Here is a 20,558-nt window from a genome sequence, read left to right on the forward strand (position 1 = left end):
CGGGGCGAAAGGAAAGCCCTAAACGCGCGCCGCGTTGGTTTTCACCCCCAGCCCGCCCTTAGCCCAGGCCTGCATGACTTTGGCAAGGATCGGGACCACAACCAACGTTGCCGCCACCAGCAATACCCCCCCCGCAACGCGCAAACCGCCTGATTGCAAAGCTGCAGCCAGCAGCAGGTTAAGCGAAGCAAACGCCGCCAAGGGGAAGGTGAACGCCCCCCAAAGTGGGCTGAACCCGGCAGTGGTGATCCAGCGGGTACAAATCAGCAGCCCGACAAGCACCAGCCAGCCAAAGCCAACAAAAACCAGCGCCAACGGCAGATATCCAAGCAGCAGGGCATTGGTGCCCATCAGGCTGACAGGGGCCAAATGTATGGCTAGCATTGGCCGCAAAGGCGCAGGAGGAACGTTGCGGGTCAATTGCCAGGCGCTGAGTGCCCAGATGGCCACCGCGATCGGCAGCGTAATCCAGAAGATGATCAGCGCAAGCCCCTGGAACCCCAAGGGGATCAACGACAGATCCGCCAAAATGAAACCGACAAAATGCAAGTGCCAACTGGGGTTCAGACCGCGCGCCTCAGCCGGAGCACCGCGCCACCATATGGCAAACAGGACCAGAAACCCAAAATGGCCAACCAATCCAACAGACAGAAGCAAAATCGCAATTCTCGGCGCAATGGGCACTAGCCCAGCCGACGTCAGGTAGAAACACAATATCAGCGCCGTCATCCCCGCCCGGCCCGGAAGAACCGGCATCTCGTCCATCAACACACCCGGACGGCGGGCAACCTTTACGACGTAGGCAAAAAGGCTAAAGGCAAAAAGCGCCACGGCCATGCCAAAGAGCATATCACCCACGCCACGTGAAATGCCGAAGACATCCACAGCGCGGTGCCATGCCAAACCAAGGCCCAGCCCCCCAAAAATCGACGGGAACAGCGCCGGCGGTGTTTGCGTTGCGAATCCGGTGCGTTGCATAGGCGGCCTCATTTAGGACAACTGCCTGCAACCTGCCGCATTTTTGTGCGCAGTACGATGCGCCAATCGCCGCAGATTATGTGCGATAGAGCAGAGACTTGCCATCCGCGAACAGGTGTACCTTGGCCGGGTTCGCCGTCAGCTTCATCTGCTGGCCTCGCAAGTCGGCATGGATGCCCGGCAGTTTGGCAATCACTGTGTCTGTATCTTTGCTGGAACTTGGTGCGTCAAAGTACAGCTGCGTGACCTCACCCAGTGCTTCGACAATCGAAACCGTGTCGGCAAAGGCATAGTCTTCACCCTCGGCGGCCACCATATCCTCGGGGCGGATGCCAACATTGACGGCCAATCCCTTATCCTCGGGATGCGTGGGCACATTGGACCGGATCAGACCCTTGCCCGATTCTACGCGCACAACCGTGGTCTCGCCTGTCTCAACCACCTCGCCCGCCAGAAGGTTCATCGCAGGCGAGCCAATGAACTGCGCCACGAACTCGTTCTGCGGGGTTTCATACAGCTCCAGTGGTGTACCAACCTGTGCGATACCCTTATTGGCCAGCACCACGATGCGGGTGGCCAGGGTCATCGCCTCCACCTGATCATGCGTCACATAGATCATGGTGCTGTCGGGCATGCTTTCCTTCAGTTGTGCGATCTCGATCCGCGTGGCCACGCGCAAAGCGGCGTCGAGATTGGAAAGTGGCTCGTCAAACAGGTAAACCTTGGGATCGCGGACAATCGCCCGGCCAATGGCCACTCGCTGCCGTTGACCACCCGACAACGCCTTGGGCAGACGGTCCAGATACTCGGTCAGTTGCAGAATACGCGCGGCATTTTCCACCGCCTTATCAATCTCTTGCTGGCCTTTCTTTGCGATGCGTAGAGCGAAGGACATGTTCTCGCGCACGGTCATATGCGGGTACAATGCGTAACTTTGGAACACCATCGCAATGCCGCGCTGGCTGGGCGGCACATCGTTCATCACCGCACCGTCAATCTCGAACGTACCGGCCGTGATCTTTTCCAACCCGGCAATCATGCGCAACAAGGTTGACTTGCCGCAGCCGGACGGGCCCACGAACACGATCAGCTCTCCGGCCTTGATGTCCAGGTTGATGTCGCGCAGCACCTCAACCGTGCCACCATATGCCTTGCCTACATCCGTCAGCTTCAGATCAGCCATTAGCGCCCTCCGTCACATTGGCCTGCCAGGCAGCAAGCGTTTCATTTTCAATGGTTTGCGCGGTATCGCTCAGGTTAAACGCGCAATGCATTTCCTGCCCTTCAAACCGGCGGGTGAACCGCAACACGCTGCCCTCGACGCGCATATCTTCCAGCGTGCCCTTGGCCAGCGCAGGATGCGTTTTGCGCAGGGCGATCGCCGCGCGATAATGGTGGATCAGCGCCTGCGGATCAGCCTCTTGGCGGTTTGCGGCGCGGCTCAGGTGCTCGGCTGCAACGGGCAGCCAGGGCTTGCCGTCCGAAAAGCCACCATTGCCATTGTCAGCAGTCCAGACCATCGGCGTGCGGCAACCGTCGCGGCCCTTGAATTCCGGCCAGAATTCAATGCCATAAGGATCTTGCAGGTCGTCAAAATCAATCTCGGCCTCGCTCAGGCCCAGCTCCTCGCCCTGATAGATACAGGCAGACCCGCGCAGGCACATCAACAGCGTGATGAAACAGCGCGCCCCGGCATCCGACAGGTTCCAGCGCGAGACATGGCGTTGCACATCGTGGTTCGAAAACGCCCAACAGGCCCAGCCATCGGCGGCCACATCGGCCACGTGCTCCATCACATCGCGGATCCGCGCGGCGTCGGGCTGGGTGCCCGACAACAGCTCAAACGCGTAACACATCTGCATCAGATCATCGCCAGCGGTGTACTGGCCCATAATCTCCAGCCCTCTCAGGGCATCGCCAACCTCGCCCACCGCGGCGGCACCGAACGGTGCCATCTCGGCACGAAGTTTGCGCAGGAAATCAATATTTTCCGGTCGGTTCTTCGAGTAGATGTGTTCCTGGTGGTTATACGGGTTCACCATCGGCGCGATCGAGGCATTGCGCCGCTCGACCGGCAATGCCGGGTTATCGCGCAGCTGGTCGTCATGGACGTAGAAGTTGATCGTGTCCAGCCGGAACCCATCCACCCCGCGCGCCAGCCAGAACCGCGCCACGTCCAGCAGCGCCTCCTGCACCTGCGGTTCGTGGAAGTTCAGATCGGGCTGCGATGTCAGGAAGTTATGCAGGTAATATTGCTGCCGGCGGCTGTCCCATTGCCAGGCGGGGCCGCCAAAGATCGACAGCCAGTTGTTGGGCGGGGTGCCATCAGGCTTGGGGTCAGCCCAAACATACCAATTGGCCTTGTCATTGTCGCGATCCGCCCGGCTTTCGCCAAACCATGCATGTTGATCCGACGTGTGGCTGAGCACAAGGTCGATCATCACCCGCAGGTTCAGTTCATGCGCCCGCGCAATCAGCGCGTCAAAATCCGCCAGCGTGCCGAACATCGGATCCACGTCGCAATAATCGCTGACGTCATAGCCGTAATCCTTCATCGGCGAGGTGAAAAACGGCGAGATCCACACCGCGTCCACCCCCAGGCTGGCAATATGGTCCAGCCGCTGCGTGATGCCCGCCAGATCGCCGATACCATCCCCGGTGCTGTCCTGGAAACTGCGCGGATAGACTTGGTATATCACCGCCCCGCGCCACCAGTTCGCGTCGCCACCCAATTGTTTTTGAAGGCTTTCCATCTTCATCCCGCTTATCCGCCTTTGACCGAGCCGGCCAGCAGGCCGCGCACCAGGTATCGTTGCATTGTAAAGAACACCACCAGAGGTACCGCGATGGACACGAAGGCACTGGCGGCCAGAATTTCCCAATCTCCACCGCGCGAGCCCAAAAGCTCGCGCAGGCGGCCCGTCATCACCAGCTGCTCTTCGTTATTGCCAAGGAACACCGTGGCCACCAGCAGGTCGTTCCAGACCCAGAGGAACTGAAAAATCGCGAAACTGGCCAGCGCCGGGAAGCTGAGGGGCAGGATGATGCGCCGGAAGATCTCGAAATCGGTGGCGCCATCGACACGCGCGCTTTCGATGATCTCGCGCGGCAACCCGGCGATATAGTTGCGCAGCAGATAGATCGCCAATGGCAACCCGAACCCGGTATGGGCCAGCCAGATGCCAAGGTAATCCTTGCCGATGCCGATCTGGTTATGCAGCTTCAGCAGCGGGATCAGTGCCATTTGCAACGGCACAACCAGCAGACCGACAACCGCCGCAATCAGCAAGGCACGGCCTGGAAACTCCATCCAGGCCAGCGCATAGGCGGCGAAGGCGGCGATCAGGATCGGGATAACCGTTGCCGGAATTGTCACCGTGAAGGTATTGATAAAGCTTCGGAAAATACCCTCGGAAAACAGCACGCGGTCATAGTTTGCCAGCGTGAATTGCGGCGGCGTGAGCGTTGTGGCGAAAATGCGTGTGCCGCGGCTGCCCGAAAACTCTACCGGCGACGTGATGCGGTAATTGCCCGACGCGTCCACCGTCATGGTGCGGTCCTTGGACATCTCTCCAACGGTCCCGGGGGTCAAGGCCGTGGGCGCCCGCGAGGTTACGCCAAAAGCGGTCACCTCGCCCTCGCCATCCTCAAAGATATTGCCTGCGATCACCCACAGGTCGCCCTCGGCCACCTGCGCATCGGGTGGGGCTGAACGGACAATCACGTTCTGCTCGGACGCGGTCAGCGCGCGCCACCAGCCGGTGGTCGAGATCTGGTCGCGGTCGCGGAAGGACGACACCAGCAACCCGATGGTCGGGATCGTCCACAGCAGCACCAGCGCCACCACCGCGATGTTCACGGCCCAGCCCAGGGCGGATTTCTGTCCGGCTATGTTATCCATCAGACCATCTCCCGCCGGGCGTTGCGAATGTTCCAGACCATGATCGGGGTCACCAGCACCATGATCACCAGCGCCACGGTCGAGGCGCGGCCAAAGTCACCGGCGCGGAACATCCAGTCAAACATCAGGTTCGCCAGAACCTGGCTGCCCCATTGCCCGTTGGTCATGGCCAGCACGATGTCGAACACTTTCAGTACAAGGATGGTGATCGTCGTCCAGACCACCGCGATGGTGCCCCAAATCTGCGGCACCTTGATCTTCCAAAAGATCTGCCACGGGTTGGCACCGTCCAGGATCGACGCCTCGATCGTCTCTTCGGGGATGCCACGCAGCGCGGCCGATAGGATCACCATGGCAAAGCCGGTCTGAATCCAGATCAGGATGATCATCAGGAAAAAGCTGTTCCACGGCTCCAGCGTGATCCAGGCCTGCGGTTGCCCGCCCAGACCCACAAGGATGGCATTGATAATGCCGATCTCGTCACCGCCGGTACCACGATAATCATAGACAAACTTCCAGATCACCGAGGCGCCCACGAACGAGATCGCCATCGGCATAAAAATCAGCGATTTCGCCAGGTTGCCCCATTTGATCCGGTCGGTCAGGGTGGCGGCGATCAGCCCGAAAAAGGTCGAGGCCGCAGGCACCACGATCAGCCACCAGAAATTGTTGATCAGCGATTCATAGAATTTCGCGTCGCTCAGCATCCAACGGTAATTGTCCAGCCCCACCCATGCATCACCCGATGCGTCACGGAACGACAGATCAATCGACCGGATCACCGGATACACGAGGTAGAGGCCCAACAAGGCCACGGCGGGCCCTAAAAACAGCCACGGGCGGATCATGTTTGACAGGTTGATATTGCGCCCGGCCTTTTCCCCGCGCGGTGGCAGCGCCACATCCAGCAACAGGTTCGAGCCATAGAAATAGGCCACGCAGCCAAAGACACCGACGATGATCGTGGCAGATGCGTACAGCAGCTGTTCCATGTCCGCTCCTTGTTGTCGGGGGTTACGGGTTGGCCCCGCCCGGACGCGCCGGACGGGGCCTGTTCACGAGTGGAGGTTAGTTCAGGTTGTCCCAGGTGCTCTGAATGTCGGCGGCCACGGCGGCGGCATCTTTGCCACCGGCGTAATCGACCATTCCGGTCCAGAACACGCCCGCGCCAATCGCGCCGGGCATCAGGTCCGAGCCGTCAAAGCGGAACGTATCTGCATTCAGCAGAATGTCGTTCATCTTGGCCACGGTCGGGTCGGTGAAGACACCGGTGTTCACGCCGTTATGCGGGGTCAGGAAACCCTTCTGGGCCATCCAGATCTCGTGCGCAATTTCGCTTTGCAGGTACTCCATGAACGCACGGGTGCCTTTGCTGTCCTTGGTGATGGCGAACAAAGTGCCCGCACCCAGAACCGGTTTACCCAGATCCTTGCCCGCATAAGCCGGGAAGTAGAAGAAATCGGCGTCTTCGCCCACCACGGTGCCCTCAGGGAAGAAGGCGGGGATAAAGCTGGCCTGACGGTGCATGTAGCATTGCGGCGGCGAGGCAAAGAGGCCCTTGGGTGCATCGCGGAAATCGGTCGAGGCAACAGCCCCGGCCCCACCGGCCACATAGGCGTCATTGCGGGCAAAGGCGCCAAATTCTTCAATCGCGCCAACCACTTTGGGGTCAGTGAATTTCAGATCGTTGGCCACCCAGGCGTCGTAATCCGCCGGGCTTTGGGTACGCAGCATCAGGTCTTCAACCCAGTCGGTCGCCGGCCAGCCGGTCGCACCGCCCGATCCCAGACCGATGCACCACGGGGTTTCGCCATCGGCGACGATCTGATCGGTCAGCGCCTTCAGGTCTTCCATGGTTTCCGGCACATCGTAGCCGGCGTCTTCAAAGTTCTCGGGGCTGTACCAGACCAGCGATTTCACATCGACCTTGTAAAAAAAGCCATACAGCTGATCGGCGCCGTTTTCGTCGGCATAGGTGCCCAGATCCACCCAGCTTTGGCCCGCGGCATAGTTTTCGCGCACCCAATCGGCGGTGCCATCCGCCAGCGGCACCAACAGCCCCTTGGCGGCCAGGTCGGCGGCCAGGCCCGGCTGCGGGAAAACCGCGACATTCGGCGGCGAGCCGGCTTCGGTATCGATGCGGATCTGCTGCTCAAAGCTGTCCGAGCCCGAGTATTCGACATTGGCGCCGGTGGCCTCTTCGAAATAGGCGATGACGCTTTCCACCAGTTCCTTGTCCGGGCCCAGCCACGGGCCAAAGACCGATACGGTTTCGCCGCTGAGATCCATGGATTTCAGCGCCTCATAGCTGTCCCAGCTAAAATCGCCCGAGCCCGGCGCAAAGGCCAGGTGCCCATCGGCGTACGCCGTGCCAGCAGCAAGCGCCAGCGCTGCCGCACCGGCCAGATAAGTGTTCTTCATGACAACCTCCCAGTTCCGCCAACATGGCGGGGTTCATCCAGCGCCAAATTCTCCAAAGCGCTTTGACAAACTCAGGGTGCCGGATTCCCCTCCTTGAGTCAACAGGCGGCGCAAAAATCCGTTAGCGCCACCATTTTCTTAATAAATTGGCGATTTCCCCCTTTGACCGGCGCGAATTGCGCCGCTAAGCTGAGCTTCAAATTTTGAAAGCGCTTTGAGAATCACCAGATGAACCTGAAAGAACTCTCGGACATTCTGGGCCTGTCCCAGACCACCGTCAGCCGCGCGCTGAACGGGTATCCCGAGGTGTCCGAGGCGACGCGCCGCAAGGTTCAGGCCGCAGCTGCTGCGCATAACTATCGCCCCAACACGCGGGCCAAGGCGCTGGCGACCGGGCGGGCCATGGCCATTGGGCATGTCATTCCGATTTCGACCAAGCATGAAATGGTGAACCCCGTTTTCGCAGACTTCCTTGCCGGTGCTGGCGAAAGCTATGCCAAGGCCGGATATGACATGCACCTGTCGCTGGTCGCCGACGACGATCAAGAGCACGCCTTCCGCGAGCTTGCCGCCAAACGCAATGTGGACGGGCTGATCGTGCACGCACCGCTGGCGAACGAACCGCGCATCCCGCTACTGCGCGAAATCGGCCTGCCCTTCGTGGTGCATGGCCGGTCCTCGGGCGAAACCGGCCCCTATTCCTGGCTGGATATCAACAACCGCCGCGCCTTTTCACGCGCCACCGGGTTTCTGTGCGATCTGGGCCATCGCCGCGTCGCCCTGATCAATGGCCTCGAACATATGGATTTCGCGCTGCGCCGTCGCGATGGGTATGTGTCGAACCTGATCGACCGGGGCATAACCCCCGACCCGGCCATGATGGAAGCTGCAGAAATGACCGAGATCAACGGCCACCATTCCGCCCGTGCCATGCTGGATATGGATAACCCGCCGACGGCGTTCCTTGTCTCGTCCATGATCTCGGCCATGGGCGTGCGCCGCGCTATCGAGGAACGCGGGCTGGTCATGGGGCGCGACGTGTCCGTCATCGCACATGACGACGACCTGAGCTATTTCAAGAACTCGGACGGGGTGGATGTGCCCATGTTCACCGCCACGCGCTCGTCGGTGCGCGAGGCTGGACGACAGGCCGCCGACATGTTGCTGACCCAAATCTCGCACCCGTTCAGCGACCCAGAGAACCGGTTGCTGGAGGCTGAGCTGACGCTTGGCCAATCCACAGCCCCCCCACCGTCAAAAGGTTGAGCCATGGAGTTTACCCGCGCCGATTTCCCCAAGGATTTTCTCTTTGGGGCTGCCACGTCGAGCTATCAAATCGAAGGCCACGCCCATGGCGGCGCCGGCCCGACCCATTGGGACACGTTTGCGGCTACACCCGGCAATGTCGTTCGTGCAGAAGACGGCGCGCGCGCCTGCGACCATTATCATCGCTGGCCGGAAGACTTGGACCTGATGGCGAAGGCAAATTTCGACGTCTACCGGTTTTCCACCTCCTGGGCACGCGTCTTGCCCGAAGGGACCGGTCCGGTGAACGACGAAGGGCTGGATTTCTATGACCGGCTTGTCGACGGCATGCTGGAACGTGGCCTGAAGCCGGCTGCAACGCTTTATCATTGGGAACTGCCTGTTGCACTGGCTGACAAAGGCGGCTGGCGCAACCGTGATATCGCCAATTGGTTTGCCGATTTCACCGAGGTGGTGATGGCCCGGCTGGGGGACCGTGTCTGGTCGGCCGCGCCGATCAACGAGCCGTGGTGCGTGGGATGGCTTAGCCATTTCCTGGGCCAGCACGCCCCGGGTTTGCGCGATATCCGGGCCACCGCGCACGCCATGCACCATGTGTTGCTGGCCCATGGGCGCGCGATCGAGGTGATGCGCGGGCTGGGCATGTCGAACCTGGGCGCGGTGTGTAATTTCGAATATGCCCAACCGGTGGATGACAGCCCCGCCGCTCATCAGGCCGCGGCGACCTATGACGCCTATTACAACCGGTTTTTCCTCAGCGGCCTTTTTCGCGGCACCTACCCGGACGAGGTGCTAACCGGTTTTGCACCGCACCTGCCCTCCGGCTGGCAAGACGATTTTGGCACGATCCAGGCGCCTTTGGATTGGGTTGGATTGAATTATTATACGCGCAAGATCATCGCACCCAATGACGGCCCGTGGCCCCATCATCACGAGGTCCCCGGCTCGCTGCCCAAGACGCAGATGGAGTGGGAGGTGTACCCGGAAGGTCTGCATCACTTCCTGACCATGGCGGGCGAATATACCGGCGACCTGCCGTTATTTGTGACCGAGAACGGTATGGCAAACCCGGACCAACCAGATCAACCGGACGATGCACGCAGCGCCTATCTGACCGCCCATCTGGCCGAAGTGATTCGCGCGATTGATGATGGCGCTAACGTCCGAGGCTACTTCATCTGGTCGCTGCTGGACAATTATGAGTGGGCTTTGGGCTATGAAAAAAGGTTCGGGCTGATTCATGTGGACTTCGACAGCTTGAAGCGCACCCCGAAAGCGTCCTATCACGCGGTCAAACGGGCGCTTGCCCGAGACTGAGGAGGCATTCGCATGACCATGGCCCTTGTTGCCGATATCGGTGGCACCAATACACGTGTGGCTTTGGCAAAAGGGCGCGCATTGCAGGCCGACAGCATTCAGCGATTCCGCAACGCGGATTTTGAAGGGCTCGAGCCGATCCTGCATACCTATCTGGGCGCGCAGCAACCCGGCCCTCTTTCGGGGGTATGCGTTGCCATCGCCGGTCCGGTCAGCGATGGGCGTGGCAGTCTGACAAACCTGAACTGGACCATCGCACCGGAACCGCTAAGCGCCCTGGCAGGCGGCGCTCCAGCGTTGGTCGTAAACGACCTGCAGGCGCAGGGTTTTGCACTGGACCACCTTTCGGATTCGGCACTGCAAGCGCTGATCCCCGGTCAGGTTTCCACTGCGGCCACAAGGCTGGTGATTGGGGTAGGAACAGGGTTCAACATCGCGCCTGTCTTTCGGTCCGGTGACACGCTGATCGTGGCCCCTGCCGAAGCGGGTCACCAAACATTGCCCGTTCAGGATTCCACTGAATTGGCGCTGGTCCGGGCGTTGGCTGCGGATACCGGGTTCGCGGCGGTCGAAGAGGCACTGTCGGGGCGCGGATTGGGCAACGTCTACCGTTTCGTCGCCGGGCAAAACGGGCAAAACAGACCTGCGGATGGAAAGGAACTCACGCGCCTTCTTGCCGATGGCGAGGACGCGATTGCGAAAGAAGCCATGGCCATGTTCGCCCAGCTATTAGGCCGTGTCGCCGGAGATTTGGCGCTTTGCTTCTTGCCGAAGGGTGGGATCTACTTTTGTGGGGGCATGTCGAGGATCGTGGCCCCCTATCTCGACCAGGGCGGCTTTGCCGACGCGTTTCGGGCAAAAGGTAGGTTTGCCGAGTTTATGCAGGATTTTCCGGTCTTTCTGATCGATGACGACTATGCCGCGCTTACCGGTTGCGCAGAGTGTTTGCTGCAACACAGATAGCAAAACAGCGCCCACCGGGGGCGCTGCCAAACAATCTGCGTTGGTGTGTTGATCAGCTTTCCTGATCGTCGGAGTCTTGCCGCCAGTTGGCCCAACCACCTTGCGGTGCGTTTTCCGAAGGCTGCTGGCCTTGTGTCGCGGGTTCCTGACGCGTTGCCGCACCAAAGGATGCGCCGGCACCGCCGAAACGACCGCCTGCGCCACCAAATGCGCCACCACCTTGCTGCTGACCGCCACCAAAGCGGCCTTGGCCAATGCCGCCGCCCTGCTGGCCGAAGCGACCCTGCTGACCGCCACCAAAGCCGCCGCCTTGCTGACCGAAGCGACCCTGCTGACCGCCACCAAAGCCGCCGCCTTGCTGACCGAAACGGCCCTGCTGACCGCCACCAAAGCCGCCGCCTTGCTGACCGAAGCGACCCTGCTGACCGCCACCAAAGCCGCCGCCTTGCTGACCGAAGCGACCCTGCTGACCGCCACCGAAACCACCGCCCTGCTGGCCGAAACGGCCCTGCTGACCGCCGAAACCACCGCCCTGCTGGCCGAAACGGCCCTGCTGACCGCCACCAAAGCCGCCGCCTTGCTGACCGAAGCGACCCTGCTGACCGCCGCCAAAGCCGCCTTGTTGTCCTCCGAATTGCCCCTGGCCACCGCCAAATTGGCCACCCGTTTGCGCCGCCGGTACGCTCGAATTTTCTTCGGCCTGCGCTTCAGTTTCTTGCGATTCCGTGGCCTTATCCTCATCCGCCATTAAATCGATCCCTCTAATTGTCAAAAAAATCTTTGAACATGGAATACACCAGTCGGTCCGCTGTCTCAACAATTCCCGCATGACGCGAGGAAAATCGGCCCTTGGAATGCCATATGGTTTCGCTGTATGTGCGAAAAGCAACCAATTGCGCCGAAAGGACATTTCATGAGCAGCTTTTCCGACTTCGTAACCGTGGTGTCCGGCCTTCCGCGTTCAGGCACGTCCATGATGATGCGTATGCTTGAAGCCGGCGGAATTGATCCGGTCGTCGATGGTTTGCGCGAGGCAAATGAAGACAATCCCAAGGGATACTACGAATTTGAGCCGGTCAAAGCGCTGAAAGAGGATGACAGCTGGGTTGCCGGGGCCCGTGGTCAGTCGGTCAAGGTGATCTATAAACTCGTTTATGATCTGCCGGCCAATGTCGACTATCGCATTATCTTCATGCAGCGAGACCTGGAAGAGGTTCTGGCCAGTCAGGAAACGATGATGCGCCGCGATGGGCTGGATCCAGACGCGATTGGTCGCGACATTTTGCTGCAGCTGTTTCAAACCGAAGTGATCGAGTTTCGTCGCTGGGCCGAGGCGCAACGCAATATCCGGATTTTTTATGCGGATTATGGCCGCGTGGTGTCGGCGCCCGAAGGTGTTGCGCGCGAGATTGCCGAATTCCTTGGCGGCCCAATGAACACCCGCGCAATGGCCGAGGTCGTGGACCCCAACCTTTATCGCAACCGCGCCTGATTGTTCAGGGGATCCAACCCCAGACTTCGATCCGGAAGAACCTGTCGAACAACCTGGTAAATGCCTGCCACGCGGGCATTTCCGCACCGTCGATCTTGGCGAACCCGGTCATGCCAGGCCGGTAAAAACCACCGGTATTCTCGAATTGTGTTTTCACACGCACAACGCGGCCAAGGTCCAGATCTTCGGCCAGCGGTGCCAGGGCAATCACTTGCCCGGTGCGTTCTTCCTCGGAGGTGGCCCAAGCTTTCAGGCGCACCGTGTCGCCAACTTTTACCAGCCCGATATCGGTTTCCGACACGGACACCTCTGCCCGTGCAATCTTGTGGTCTTCGATTTCGACAAACAGGTCGCCAACATCAAGGAACGTCCCCAGGATCAGCGCCACGTTTTCTGTCACCACGCGCCCCGCGACAGGTGCCCGGATTTCCACCGACTCCAAGGCAAGCTGCGCGAACTCCAACTGCGCATTGATCCGTTCAATCTCGGCCTCGGCAATGGCTATTTCCGACGCAGTGGCCGGCGCCAGGACACTTTCAAGATTGGCATTGGCCGAGTTCAGCGCCTGCTGAGCCTCGATAAACGCACGCTGAAAACGCTCTGCCTCTGCGGTCGAAATCGCACCCCGTGACAGCAGGTTCTCGGCACGCTCTGCCTGACCTTCGGCAAATGGCAGGGCCAATTCTGCCGTGCGAACCTGCTCGCGCGCCACCTGAACATCTTCCTCGGGCGGGCCATCCAACAATTGTTGCAGACGGTTGCGTGCGCTTGCCAAGTCCGCCTCGGCGGTGGCAACCATCAGCCGGGGTTGCGCTTCGGACAAACGCGCCAAAACCTGTCCAGCTTCGACCACCTCGCCTTCGGCCACGTTGATTTCAATCAGTTCACCGGCCACACGCGCGCTGACGCTTGATCGGGCATCAGGCAGGATCGTGAAGTCGCCCCCAACATCATAGCTGTACGGCAGGAACGCGGCATAACAAAACGCAGTCAATGCGCCCACGGCAATCAACCGCAAGAACCATCGTGTCGGCGCAACAGGAGCGTCATCTGCATAGACGCCGCTTAACTGTCGCCCACCACCTTGCCGCGGCATGCCAACCGCCGTGGCTGCAGGTCGCGCAATTGCCGTACCGGTGCGCTGCCCCTGCGGGATCAGCTGACCACGCGGGCGATCAACGGGAACAAGTTCTGTACTTTCACTCCTGCCACGCGCGGCTTGATGTTCGGCAATCTTGTCGGCGATCTCTGCCTTTACCAGCGCCTCGCCGGCCGCTTTCTGGTTGCGTTTCATCACGGCCATCCATGTCAGCGCGACGGCAATCAGCACCGCAAGCATGACAACACCCGTCCCGCCAAAGCGCCCCTCAAGCGCACGGGTCACAACAACCAACAACAGGCCCGCGATCATGCCAGTGACCAGAACCGCCCCTAACCCATAGGAAGCAAACGCCCATTTCTCGGCCCGCGTTGGCACGCCGAAATGTTCGTTCATCTTCTCCGATTGGCCCAGCAGGTAGGCAAAAGACCGCTGCCGCAGCATCGGCTGGTCATAGTAGGTCGACAGCCAACGGTATCCGTCCCCTTGCAAAAGCGGAAGCGCCATCAAAAGGAAGGAAAATGCCGAAATCAACGAGATGGCCACCGCAAGGTCCGGGATTATCGTGCCGGATTGGCGCATGACAACCCAGATCACGGTTGAAAAGCCAAACAGGAACAGGCGCGCCTTCAGCCCCGCCGCAAAGAACGCCAGCTTTCCTTGCTTTTCAAGCCGGTAAACGCTCAGCTGATCAATCGCAAATCGCGGCAGCACGAATAACAGAAAGATCAGGCCGAAACTCTTGATCTCGGCCCCTTGCCTGTGTGCCACGACGCCGGTGACCAGGGTCGTGAACAGATTCACGGTGAAGAAGGAGATTACAAGGAAACCGATGCGCGAAAAAAGCTCGCGGCTTTCGGCCAGACCCAGCATGAATTCCAACGGCCGCTGCAACACGACCAGGATCGCGAACAACACCAAGGGGTACAGCAACCACGACACGTAGGACCAGAAACCAAAAACGCCGTTCAATCCCCGAAGCAATGCCGAGGGGTCGAACAAATGCAGCAGCCCCGGCATTTTCAAAGGCTCATCCGCTGAAAAACCGCCGCGTTCAAACTTCACGTCACGATTTGCAATCGATGGGTCAGCCAACCCAGATGGTGCCGCAGCCTTCTTGCCGCCACCAAACAGACGTGTCTTGGGCGCGCCGTCAGGTTTGGGCCCCTTTGGCTTCTTGGCCTTGGCCTCGGCGTCCTTGGGCGCGTCGCCCGTCGGGTCTTCGTTGAAAACCAGATCTTCAAGCTGCGCCATGTCGTCATCGGACTCGCGGCTTTCTTCTGGCGTGTCTTCGTCTGTCGCGGCTGGTTTGGGTGTTTTTGCGGCAGGGCTTGGTGGAACATCGGTTTCAGCCACCTGCTTCAGAACCCCCGCGCCCAGCATTTGCCGGGCAAATCCGGTAACGACAGACGACTTGACGCTTTTGCCGAATTGCTTCTGGAAGTCGCTGGCAATAACTGCAGGGTCTTGCCCGCGGTCAAGCTCGGTCAAAAGAAACAACTCTTCCGCGCCCAACTTCCAAAGCCGGCCGTTCTCGGAATGCTTCACAAAGGCTGTAACCTTACCGTCATTCTTGCCGGGCTTGGTCAGCGTCACCTTCGGGTTCAATCGATAGGACTTCTGCTCTGCCCCATCTGGTTTTTTTGCCGCGTTTTGCGCAGCCATATGGATATTCCCGCAAATAAACCGGACGGCCTGTTGTCCGTTCGGCACCATAATCTACGATCGCGCGCTTTTGCGCAACGCATAGCCCAACCGAAACACTTTGGCTTCCTGCAAGCCAATGTGTCCAGGTTTTCATCATCGGCGGGTCAGCACCCCCACAAAAACGCACAAACGCCTGTTTCTTATTGCGCAATTACCACCAAAATCTGTACAACCACTTCAATTTTTTTGAACCAAGAAAAGCTCATGATGATGGATCACTTCGCAGACGGCGCACTTATGGTCGACGGCGACAAAGATCACTTGGTGGTTCTGTTCAGTTCCCGCGTGGCGTCGCGTCGCAAAAATTTCGATTTCCTTGATGCCACCAAGGACATGCGCCAGCAACGATTGTTCCTTCGCACCGGCCCGACCGACCTGTTCTTTCACGATGGGGTTCCCGGCCTGTCCCAGGACATGAATGAAACTGCCGATTTCTTACGGTTTGTCGTCGGCCGGATTTCCCCTTCGCGCGTCACGTTTACCGGCCATTCGTCCGGTGGATACGCAGCCATCGTTCTGGGACATATGCTGGGAGTGGACGACATACATGTCGTGTCACCCGTCACATACCTGAACGCTAAACTTGGGGCCGATCCGGACGGAGGTGAGCTGTGGGAAGGGGTTTACGACGACATATCCCACCACTTTGAAGAGACCGGCAAGGATCCTGCGTTTCTGTCCTGCCACGACATCATCCGCCGGCACCCAAACCGGGTTCAGCTGTTGCGCCAATTCGTGGTCGCCACCAGCCCGGTTGATCTGAACCATGCCGAACATGTCGCCGGTTTTCCCCATGTCCAAACCGGTGTCTACCAACGCGGGCGCCACGTTACGCTGGCTGCCATAACCCTGCGTGACGGCACATTGCTGCATGGGCTGAACGGGGACCTCGATACGCTAAAAAAGGAAACATTTCAGCCATTTGTGCGGTCAAACTACCCAGCCTTTGGCGACTATGATCCCGAGGCACTGAGGGTTTGATATTGGCTATCACGCCGCCAGTTGCCACATCCAACCTATCGGCAAGGGATGGCCGCGTGCAAAAAACTGCCAATAGAAGCAAGCGCAGCATGGTCAGCACCCTGCCGGTATGTGTAAACTAAGCCCGACCCTTAGGGGCGGTAGAGGCAGGAAAACGATGGCTATGAAACTCCCCGGCATCTCACGTATTTTGCGCCGTTTCGCAATCGCGGCAACTTTGGCTCTGGCACCCGCGCTTGCAACTGCAGGCGAGCGGATTGAAAGCTCGGTCTTTGTGGACGGGTTGAAACGCTCGTACATCGCGTATTTTCCAGACAACTTGGCAAGCCGCGACGACTGGCCTGTCATGTTTGTCCTTCACCCCGGTCTTGCCGATGGCGAGTACATGGAAAAAACCACCAAGTTCCACACGCTGGAAGACGCCAACAAGTTCATCATCATCTATCCCGATGGCATCCGCCGCACCTGGAACGCCGGTGAATGCTGTGGTCAGGCCATGAAACGCAATGTGAACGACATTGGCTTTGTCGAAGCTTTGATGGATGATTTTCGCAGCAAGACCGGCAACCGCATCCGCTCCAAGGCCTATGTGACCGGCTTCTCTAACGGTGCGATCATGGCCTACCACATCGCCTGTAAACGCCCTGACCTTGTCGAGGCGATTGCGCCGTTTGGTTCGGCCTACAAGTTCCTTGATTGCGCCGATGGCCATGTTCCCGTCTTGCATATCCACGGCGAAAAAGATGCCTCGGCCCCCGTTCTGGGGGGATCAAGTGCGATCAAAGCCTTTAATCAACGCCAGCAAATGGCGGCAGCAGACACCGTGTCGCTTGTGGCAGGTCGTTCCGCGTGCAGCGCCACCGCAAATCGCAGCGAGATGGTCGCGACGTTGAAAACCAGTTGCCCGATTATCGACTGCAATGGGCACGAGATCACTCTGTGCGTGGTCCAAGACCTTGGCCACATCTGGCCGGGCGCCGAAGCTGGCGATAACTTCCTTGGGCGTAAATTTGGACCGGGCCGCACCGACATTAGTGGCTCGCAAGCCATTTTCGACTACTTCAAAGAACATCTATAACAAAAGTGACAAGAACGCATTCATGCCAACCATTCTGATTATCGGGATCAATCGCGGGATTGGTCTGGAACTTGCCCGGCAATATCTGGCCGACGGCTGGGTCGTGCACGGGACAACCCGCAGCGGAGATTTGCCCGAAGGGTTGGCTGATATGCCGGTGCGACCAATCCTGCACCCTCTGGACCTGCAGAACGACGCGCAGATTGCCGGGTTGGCCTCCGCGTTGGGGGAAACGGCTTTGGACGTTCTGCTGGTCTGTGCGGCCACGTTTGACCGTGTTGGCGGGCTTGGCGGCGGAGGCGAGGCCATCGACCGCGACAAGGTGTTCGCCATCAACACCCGCGCCCCGATGGAGATTGCGCAAGCGGTCTATCAGAACGTTCTTGCGGCCCCGATGGGCAAAATGGTGTTCATCTCGTCCTCGGCCGGAAGCCGCATGCGGGGCGAGCCGCGCACCGATTATGGCCAGTCCAAGGCCGCCTTGAACGACGCCATTCGTCAATACGCGGACGAATGGGCATATAACGGTATCATCGGCATGGCGATGAACCCGGGTTGGGTTGCAACCGAGATGGGCGGCGCCGGCGGGCGGACCTCTCCGCAAGAAAGCGCCGCAGGCATCCGTTGGGTTGTCGATGGGTTGGGACCGCAGCATTGCGGCACGTTCATCGACTATCAGGGGAACTTCGTCCCGTGGTAATCCGATGAGCCATGTCTTCCTTCTGTTCGGTGCCAGCAAAGGCATTGGCGCAGCCTGTGCCATGGCTCTTGCACGCAAAGGCGCAACCGTTTGTGTGGCCGCGCGCAACAAAGAACAGCTGGAGACACTTGGTACTGAAATGGGCGGGAAGGCCGACGTTTACGATGCGGACGTCGCGGATGCGCGTTCGGTCCAAACCGCTGTCGACGCGGTGATCGAAAAGCACAAACAGATTGACACCGTGATCAACTTCGCCGCGTTTACCGGCCCCCTGGACCGACCGGTCTGGGAGTTGCCCCCCTCTGTCGCCTCGGATGTCATTGCAACCAACCTGAATGGCCCTGCCAACATTGCGCGTGCGTGTTTGCCGCCCATGCTGGAACGCAACAAAGGGGCATTGTTCTTTGCCACCTCCTATTTTGGCGACAACGTGAATGCCGGCATGGGGGCTTATGGTGCAGCGCGCGCAGGTGCCCACATGCTGGTGCATCAATTGGCGGCCGAGTTGAATGGCTCAGGCGTTGGTGCAGCGCTGGTCTATCCCGGCATCACCGCCACTGACGGTCTGGAAGCCTTCCGCAAAGCGCGCGGCAACGCGTTGCAAAACGCCCAGGTCGAAACGCCAGAACGCATGGCCAGCCTTTTCGTATGGGCGGCGATGCAATCGCCCTGGGACATCAACGGCGCCAGCCTGTCGTGGGACAATCCGCAGCATCGCGAACAGGCCCTGAACACCATTTAGGCGGTTTCGGGTGCTTCCGCAGGCAAGGCAGCATCGTTGCCATTCGCGTCCTCGATCCCGGCCAGTTCGGCGCATTGCGCCCAGACCTGCCACGCCGTTTGGGAAACGCTGCCGGTGTTATAAACCTGATCAACCTCGGCCTTACTGACATAAAGACCGTTTTTGCCCGCGAATTCTGGCGACATAGCAACGTTCACCACATAAGCGGCGGCCTCTTCGGGCGAGATCAACTGCATCCGCCGCGCTTCGCGGATGGTGTTCATCCGTTGCTTGGCCTGCGGGCCCAGATCGTCGGGCACACCTGCATTCAGACCGTTTTTCGTTTCGATGTCGGTTCGCACGTCGCCGGGGTGGACCATATGGATCGAAACCGTGCTTTCGGCATTTTTCAGCTGTTCCGCCAACGCCCGCGACAACAAAACACCGGCCAACTTGGATGTGGCATATGCCATCATCGGCTCGTAGTCCTGCGTGCTCTGCAGATCCTGCAGCCCCTGCAATCCCCGCCGGTGGGCGTCGGAACTGACATTGACAACACGTGCAGCATCGGCCGCCTTCAATTGTTCCGACAAAAGTTGTGTCAAAAGGAACGGCGCCACGGCATTCAGCGCCAATGTAGCCTCTACCCCATCCACCGTCTCCGTGCGCGCGCCATAGGCAGCGCCGGCATTGTTGATCAGTATATCAATCTTAGGCGCAATCTCGATAACCTTGTCGGCCAACGCATGGACCTGTGCCTGAATCGTCAGATCAGCCGCGATAAACCGCCCGGCGACCATGCGTTTGTCGGCCCGCATCTGTGCGATCAGCTCTTTGCCCGCGACCTTGTTGCGCCCCGTGCAGATAACTTTTGCACCCATTTGCGCCAACATCAGCGCCGTCGCGCGCCCAATCCCGTCGGTTGCCCCGGTCACCACGGCAACACGCCCTTTCAGCGGCGTTTCACGGTATTCAATCGCCTTCTTGGCAGGCGACATCGCAAATTCCTTGGGGGCAAGACGCCCGCTGTCACGCCATTGGTGAATGACCTGTTGGGTTACTTCGGCCAGGTTTGTCCAAACCAGCTTGGCCGGGACCTTCGGCAGAAGGCTGCGCGACCGGTCCGTTGCCCATGCAAGTGGTGCAGGCGCATAGTCAGGGCGTTTGAACACCTCGGATGGCTGGAATTCCTGCAAAATCGCAGCAAGACGCCGAACTTCTCGAACAACATCGTCATGAGCAGCCGCAAGCGGACCTGCGACATTGATGGCATGCCCAACCGCACGCGGAGCACGCGCTGCCACAATCAAAGTCTCTGCCAGGTTATCGGCATCAACAGGTTGGTAAACCTCGGGCAATACCTCAGAAGCTGCCTTCTCGATAATGCTGCGCACCATGGCCTGCGCCGCCTCGTTTTCAGGCGAGATCACCTCAGGCACGCGAATGGCAACGCAATCGATGTCATTGCCAAACTCACGCAAAGCGGCCTCAAGACCCAGAGCCGCGCGCGTCAAGGGGTCGTCGGTGGCATCGCGCGCGACCTGCGGGCTGCCTTCCAAAGCGGTCGCTGTCGACATCCCACCCTTTCGGTACACCCTGGTCGAACCGACAACGACCACACGCTTGACGCCGTTTTGGGCCGCGGCACCAATCAATGCCGTCAGCCGATCAAGGGACACACCATCAGGCCAACTGCCCGCAAGATCCGGGATAATGACGCAATCGATACCCGCCAGTAAACCCGCCAAGGCTTTGTCAGCACGCGGCCAAGCAGTATAGGTCAGGTCGTCGGCATTTCCTGGCACCTCTCCGGTGACCAGTCCTGACACGGTATGCTGATCTGCCAAAAGCCGAGTGACGACCCGGTGGCCCACCTGTCCGGTGGCGTCAGTTACCAAAACGCGCATTCACGCTGTCCTTTTGTCCTGGGCAAT

General features: G+C 59.5%; 17 protein-coding genes. 9 read left to right on the plus strand and 8 right to left on the minus strand.

Annotated elements, in window-relative coordinates:
• Positions 1-18: 18 nt before the first annotated feature.
• The 6 genes from ACMU_RS10050 to ACMU_RS10075 all read right to left on the minus strand — a co-directional run bounded on the left by ACMU_RS10050 (position 19) and on the right by ACMU_RS10075 (position 7,300).
• A complete protein-coding gene (locus ACMU_RS10050; protein ID WP_051588243.1) occupies positions 19-978 on the minus strand; it encodes a TDT family transporter in 960 nt (319 codons plus the stop codon).
• A 76-nt stretch (positions 979-1,054) separates the two neighbouring features.
• Positions 1,055-2,161: an ABC transporter ATP-binding protein gene (locus ACMU_RS10055; RefSeq protein ID WP_035259166.1), complete on the minus strand. Its 1,107-nt coding sequence runs from the start codon at positions 2,159-2,161 to the stop codon at positions 1,055-1,057.
• Positions 2,154-3,731 carry an alpha-amylase family glycosyl hydrolase gene (locus tag ACMU_RS10060; protein WP_152544579.1) on the minus strand — a complete coding sequence of 526 codons (1,578 nt, stop codon included), beginning with the start codon at positions 3,729-3,731 and terminating at the stop codon, positions 2,154-2,156. Before ACMU_RS10060 ends, ACMU_RS10055 begins: the two co-directional genes overlap by 8 nt.
• Positions 3,732-3,742: 11 nt before the next feature.
• The gene (locus ACMU_RS10065; protein WP_035259168.1) at positions 3,743-4,879 is read right to left on the minus strand and encodes a carbohydrate ABC transporter permease; all 1,137 of its coding nucleotides are present in this window, start codon (positions 4,877-4,879) and stop codon (positions 3,743-3,745) included.
• Positions 4,879-5,871 carry a carbohydrate ABC transporter permease gene (locus ACMU_RS10070; protein ID WP_035259171.1) on the minus strand — a complete coding sequence of 331 codons (993 nt, stop codon included), beginning with the start codon at positions 5,869-5,871 and terminating at the stop codon, positions 4,879-4,881. The genes ACMU_RS10065 and ACMU_RS10070 overlap by 1 nt, the downstream gene beginning before the upstream one ends.
• Positions 5,872-5,947: 76 nt before the next feature.
• Complete coding sequence (locus tag ACMU_RS10075) at positions 5,948-7,300, minus strand: ABC transporter substrate-binding protein (protein WP_035259174.1); 1,353 nt, start codon at positions 7,298-7,300, stop codon at positions 5,948-5,950.
• 228 nt (positions 7,301-7,528) lie between these two features.
• Here ACMU_RS10075 and ACMU_RS10080 point away from each other — a divergent pair, with 228 nt between their 5' ends.
• From ACMU_RS10080 to ACMU_RS10100, 5 genes are all read left to right on the plus strand, one after another.
• Positions 7,529-8,566 (plus strand): substrate-binding domain-containing protein, encoded by a 1,038-nt coding sequence (locus tag ACMU_RS10080; protein ID WP_035259176.1) that lies wholly within the window; start codon positions 7,529-7,531, stop codon positions 8,564-8,566.
• Between the two features lie 3 nt (positions 8,567-8,569).
• Entirely contained in the window at positions 8,570-9,883 is a 1,314-nt protein-coding gene (locus ACMU_RS10085; RefSeq protein WP_035259177.1) for a GH1 family beta-glucosidase, read from the plus strand.
• A gap of 12 nt (positions 9,884-9,895) precedes the next feature.
• A complete protein-coding gene (locus ACMU_RS10090; protein WP_035259182.1) occupies positions 9,896-10,846 on the plus strand; it encodes a glucokinase in 951 nt (316 codons plus the stop codon).
• Between the two features lie 100 nt (positions 10,847-10,946).
• Positions 10,947-11,597, plus strand: a complete 651-nt coding sequence (locus tag ACMU_RS19280; RefSeq protein WP_152544580.1) for a hypothetical protein — start codon at positions 10,947-10,949, stop codon at positions 11,595-11,597.
• 162 nt (positions 11,598-11,759) lie between these two features.
• Positions 11,760-12,338, plus strand: coding sequence for a sulfotransferase family protein (locus tag ACMU_RS10100; RefSeq protein WP_035259183.1), 579 nt, complete (start codon positions 11,760-11,762; stop codon positions 12,336-12,338).
• A gap of 4 nt (positions 12,339-12,342) precedes the next feature.
• On the opposite strand, the gene ACMU_RS10105 is transcribed toward ACMU_RS10100, so the two are convergent.
• Positions 12,343-15,033 carry an HlyD family secretion protein gene (locus ACMU_RS10105; RefSeq protein ID WP_161635661.1) on the minus strand — a complete coding sequence of 897 codons (2,691 nt, stop codon included), beginning with the start codon at positions 15,031-15,033 and terminating at the stop codon, positions 12,343-12,345.
• A gap of 321 nt (positions 15,034-15,354) precedes the next feature.
• Here ACMU_RS10105 and ACMU_RS10110 point away from each other — a divergent pair, with 321 nt between their 5' ends.
• The 4 genes from ACMU_RS10110 to ACMU_RS10125 all read left to right on the plus strand — a co-directional run bounded on the left by ACMU_RS10110 (position 15,355) and on the right by ACMU_RS10125 (position 18,645).
• The gene (locus ACMU_RS10110; protein ID WP_152544581.1) at positions 15,355-16,125 is read left to right on the plus strand and encodes a hypothetical protein; all 771 of its coding nucleotides are present in this window, start codon (positions 15,355-15,357) and stop codon (positions 16,123-16,125) included.
• Between the two features lie 157 nt (positions 16,126-16,282).
• Entirely contained in the window at positions 16,283-17,203 is a 921-nt protein-coding gene (locus tag ACMU_RS18770; protein ID WP_161635662.1) for an alpha/beta hydrolase family esterase, read from the plus strand.
• Positions 17,204-17,225: 22 nt separating this feature from the next.
• Positions 17,226-17,903, plus strand: coding sequence for an SDR family NAD(P)-dependent oxidoreductase (locus ACMU_RS18775; protein WP_051588247.1), 678 nt, complete (start codon positions 17,226-17,228; stop codon positions 17,901-17,903).
• A gap of 4 nt (positions 17,904-17,907) precedes the next feature.
• Complete coding sequence (locus tag ACMU_RS10125; RefSeq protein ID WP_035259191.1) at positions 17,908-18,645, plus strand: SDR family oxidoreductase; 738 nt, start codon at positions 17,908-17,910, stop codon at positions 18,643-18,645.
• Here the strand turns inward: ACMU_RS10125 and ACMU_RS18780 are convergent.
• Positions 18,642-20,531, minus strand: a complete 1,890-nt coding sequence (locus ACMU_RS18780) for an NAD-dependent epimerase/dehydratase family protein (protein ID WP_051588248.1) — start codon at positions 20,529-20,531, stop codon at positions 18,642-18,644. The genes ACMU_RS10125 and ACMU_RS18780 overlap by 4 nt on opposite strands.
• Positions 20,532-20,558: the final 27 nt, after the last annotated feature.

Source organism: Actibacterium mucosum KCTC 23349 (assembly GCF_000647975.1).
Taxonomy (GTDB): domain Bacteria; phylum Pseudomonadota; class Alphaproteobacteria; order Rhodobacterales; family Rhodobacteraceae; genus Actibacterium; species Actibacterium mucosum.

Bases quoted from the DNA above. Each gene is read 5' to 3' on its own strand.
- ACMU_RS10050 (WP_051588243.1), bottom strand. From the start codon at position 978: ATGCAACGCACCGGATTCGCAACGCAAACACCGCCGGCGCTGTTCCCG.
- ACMU_RS10055 (WP_035259166.1), bottom strand. From the start codon at position 2,161: ATGGCTGATCTGAAGCTGACGGATGTAGGCAAGGCATATGGTGGCACG.
- ACMU_RS10060 (WP_152544579.1), bottom strand. From the start codon at position 3,731: ATGGAAAGCCTTCAAAAACAATTGGGTGGCGACGCGAACTGGTGGCGC.
- ACMU_RS10065 (WP_035259168.1), bottom strand. From the start codon at position 4,879: ATGGATAACATAGCCGGACAGAAATCCGCCCTGGGCTGGGCCGTGAAC.
- ACMU_RS10070 (WP_035259171.1), bottom strand. From the start codon at position 5,871: ATGGAACAGCTGCTGTACGCATCTGCCACGATCATCGTCGGTGTCTTT.
- ACMU_RS10075 (WP_035259174.1), bottom strand. From the start codon at position 7,300: ATGAAGAACACTTATCTGGCCGGTGCGGCAGCGCTGGCGCTTGCTGCT.
- ACMU_RS10080 (WP_035259176.1), top strand. From the start codon at position 7,529: ATGAACCTGAAAGAACTCTCGGACATTCTGGGCCTGTCCCAGACCACC.
- ACMU_RS10085 (WP_035259177.1), top strand. From the start codon at position 8,570: ATGGAGTTTACCCGCGCCGATTTCCCCAAGGATTTTCTCTTTGGGGCT.
- ACMU_RS10090 (WP_035259182.1), top strand. From the start codon at position 9,896: ATGACCATGGCCCTTGTTGCCGATATCGGTGGCACCAATACACGTGTG.
- ACMU_RS10100 (WP_035259183.1), top strand. From the start codon at position 11,760: ATGAGCAGCTTTTCCGACTTCGTAACCGTGGTGTCCGGCCTTCCGCGT.
- ACMU_RS10110 (WP_152544581.1), top strand. From the start codon at position 15,355: ATGGATCACTTCGCAGACGGCGCACTTATGGTCGACGGCGACAAAGAT.
- ACMU_RS18770 (WP_161635662.1), top strand. From the start codon at position 16,283: ATGGCTATGAAACTCCCCGGCATCTCACGTATTTTGCGCCGTTTCGCA.
- ACMU_RS18775 (WP_051588247.1), top strand. From the start codon at position 17,226: ATGCCAACCATTCTGATTATCGGGATCAATCGCGGGATTGGTCTGGAA.
- ACMU_RS10125 (WP_035259191.1), top strand. From the start codon at position 17,908: ATGAGCCATGTCTTCCTTCTGTTCGGTGCCAGCAAAGGCATTGGCGCA.
- ACMU_RS18780 (WP_051588248.1), bottom strand. From the start codon at position 20,531: ATGCGCGTTTTGGTAACTGACGCCACCGGACAGGTGGGCCACCGGGTC.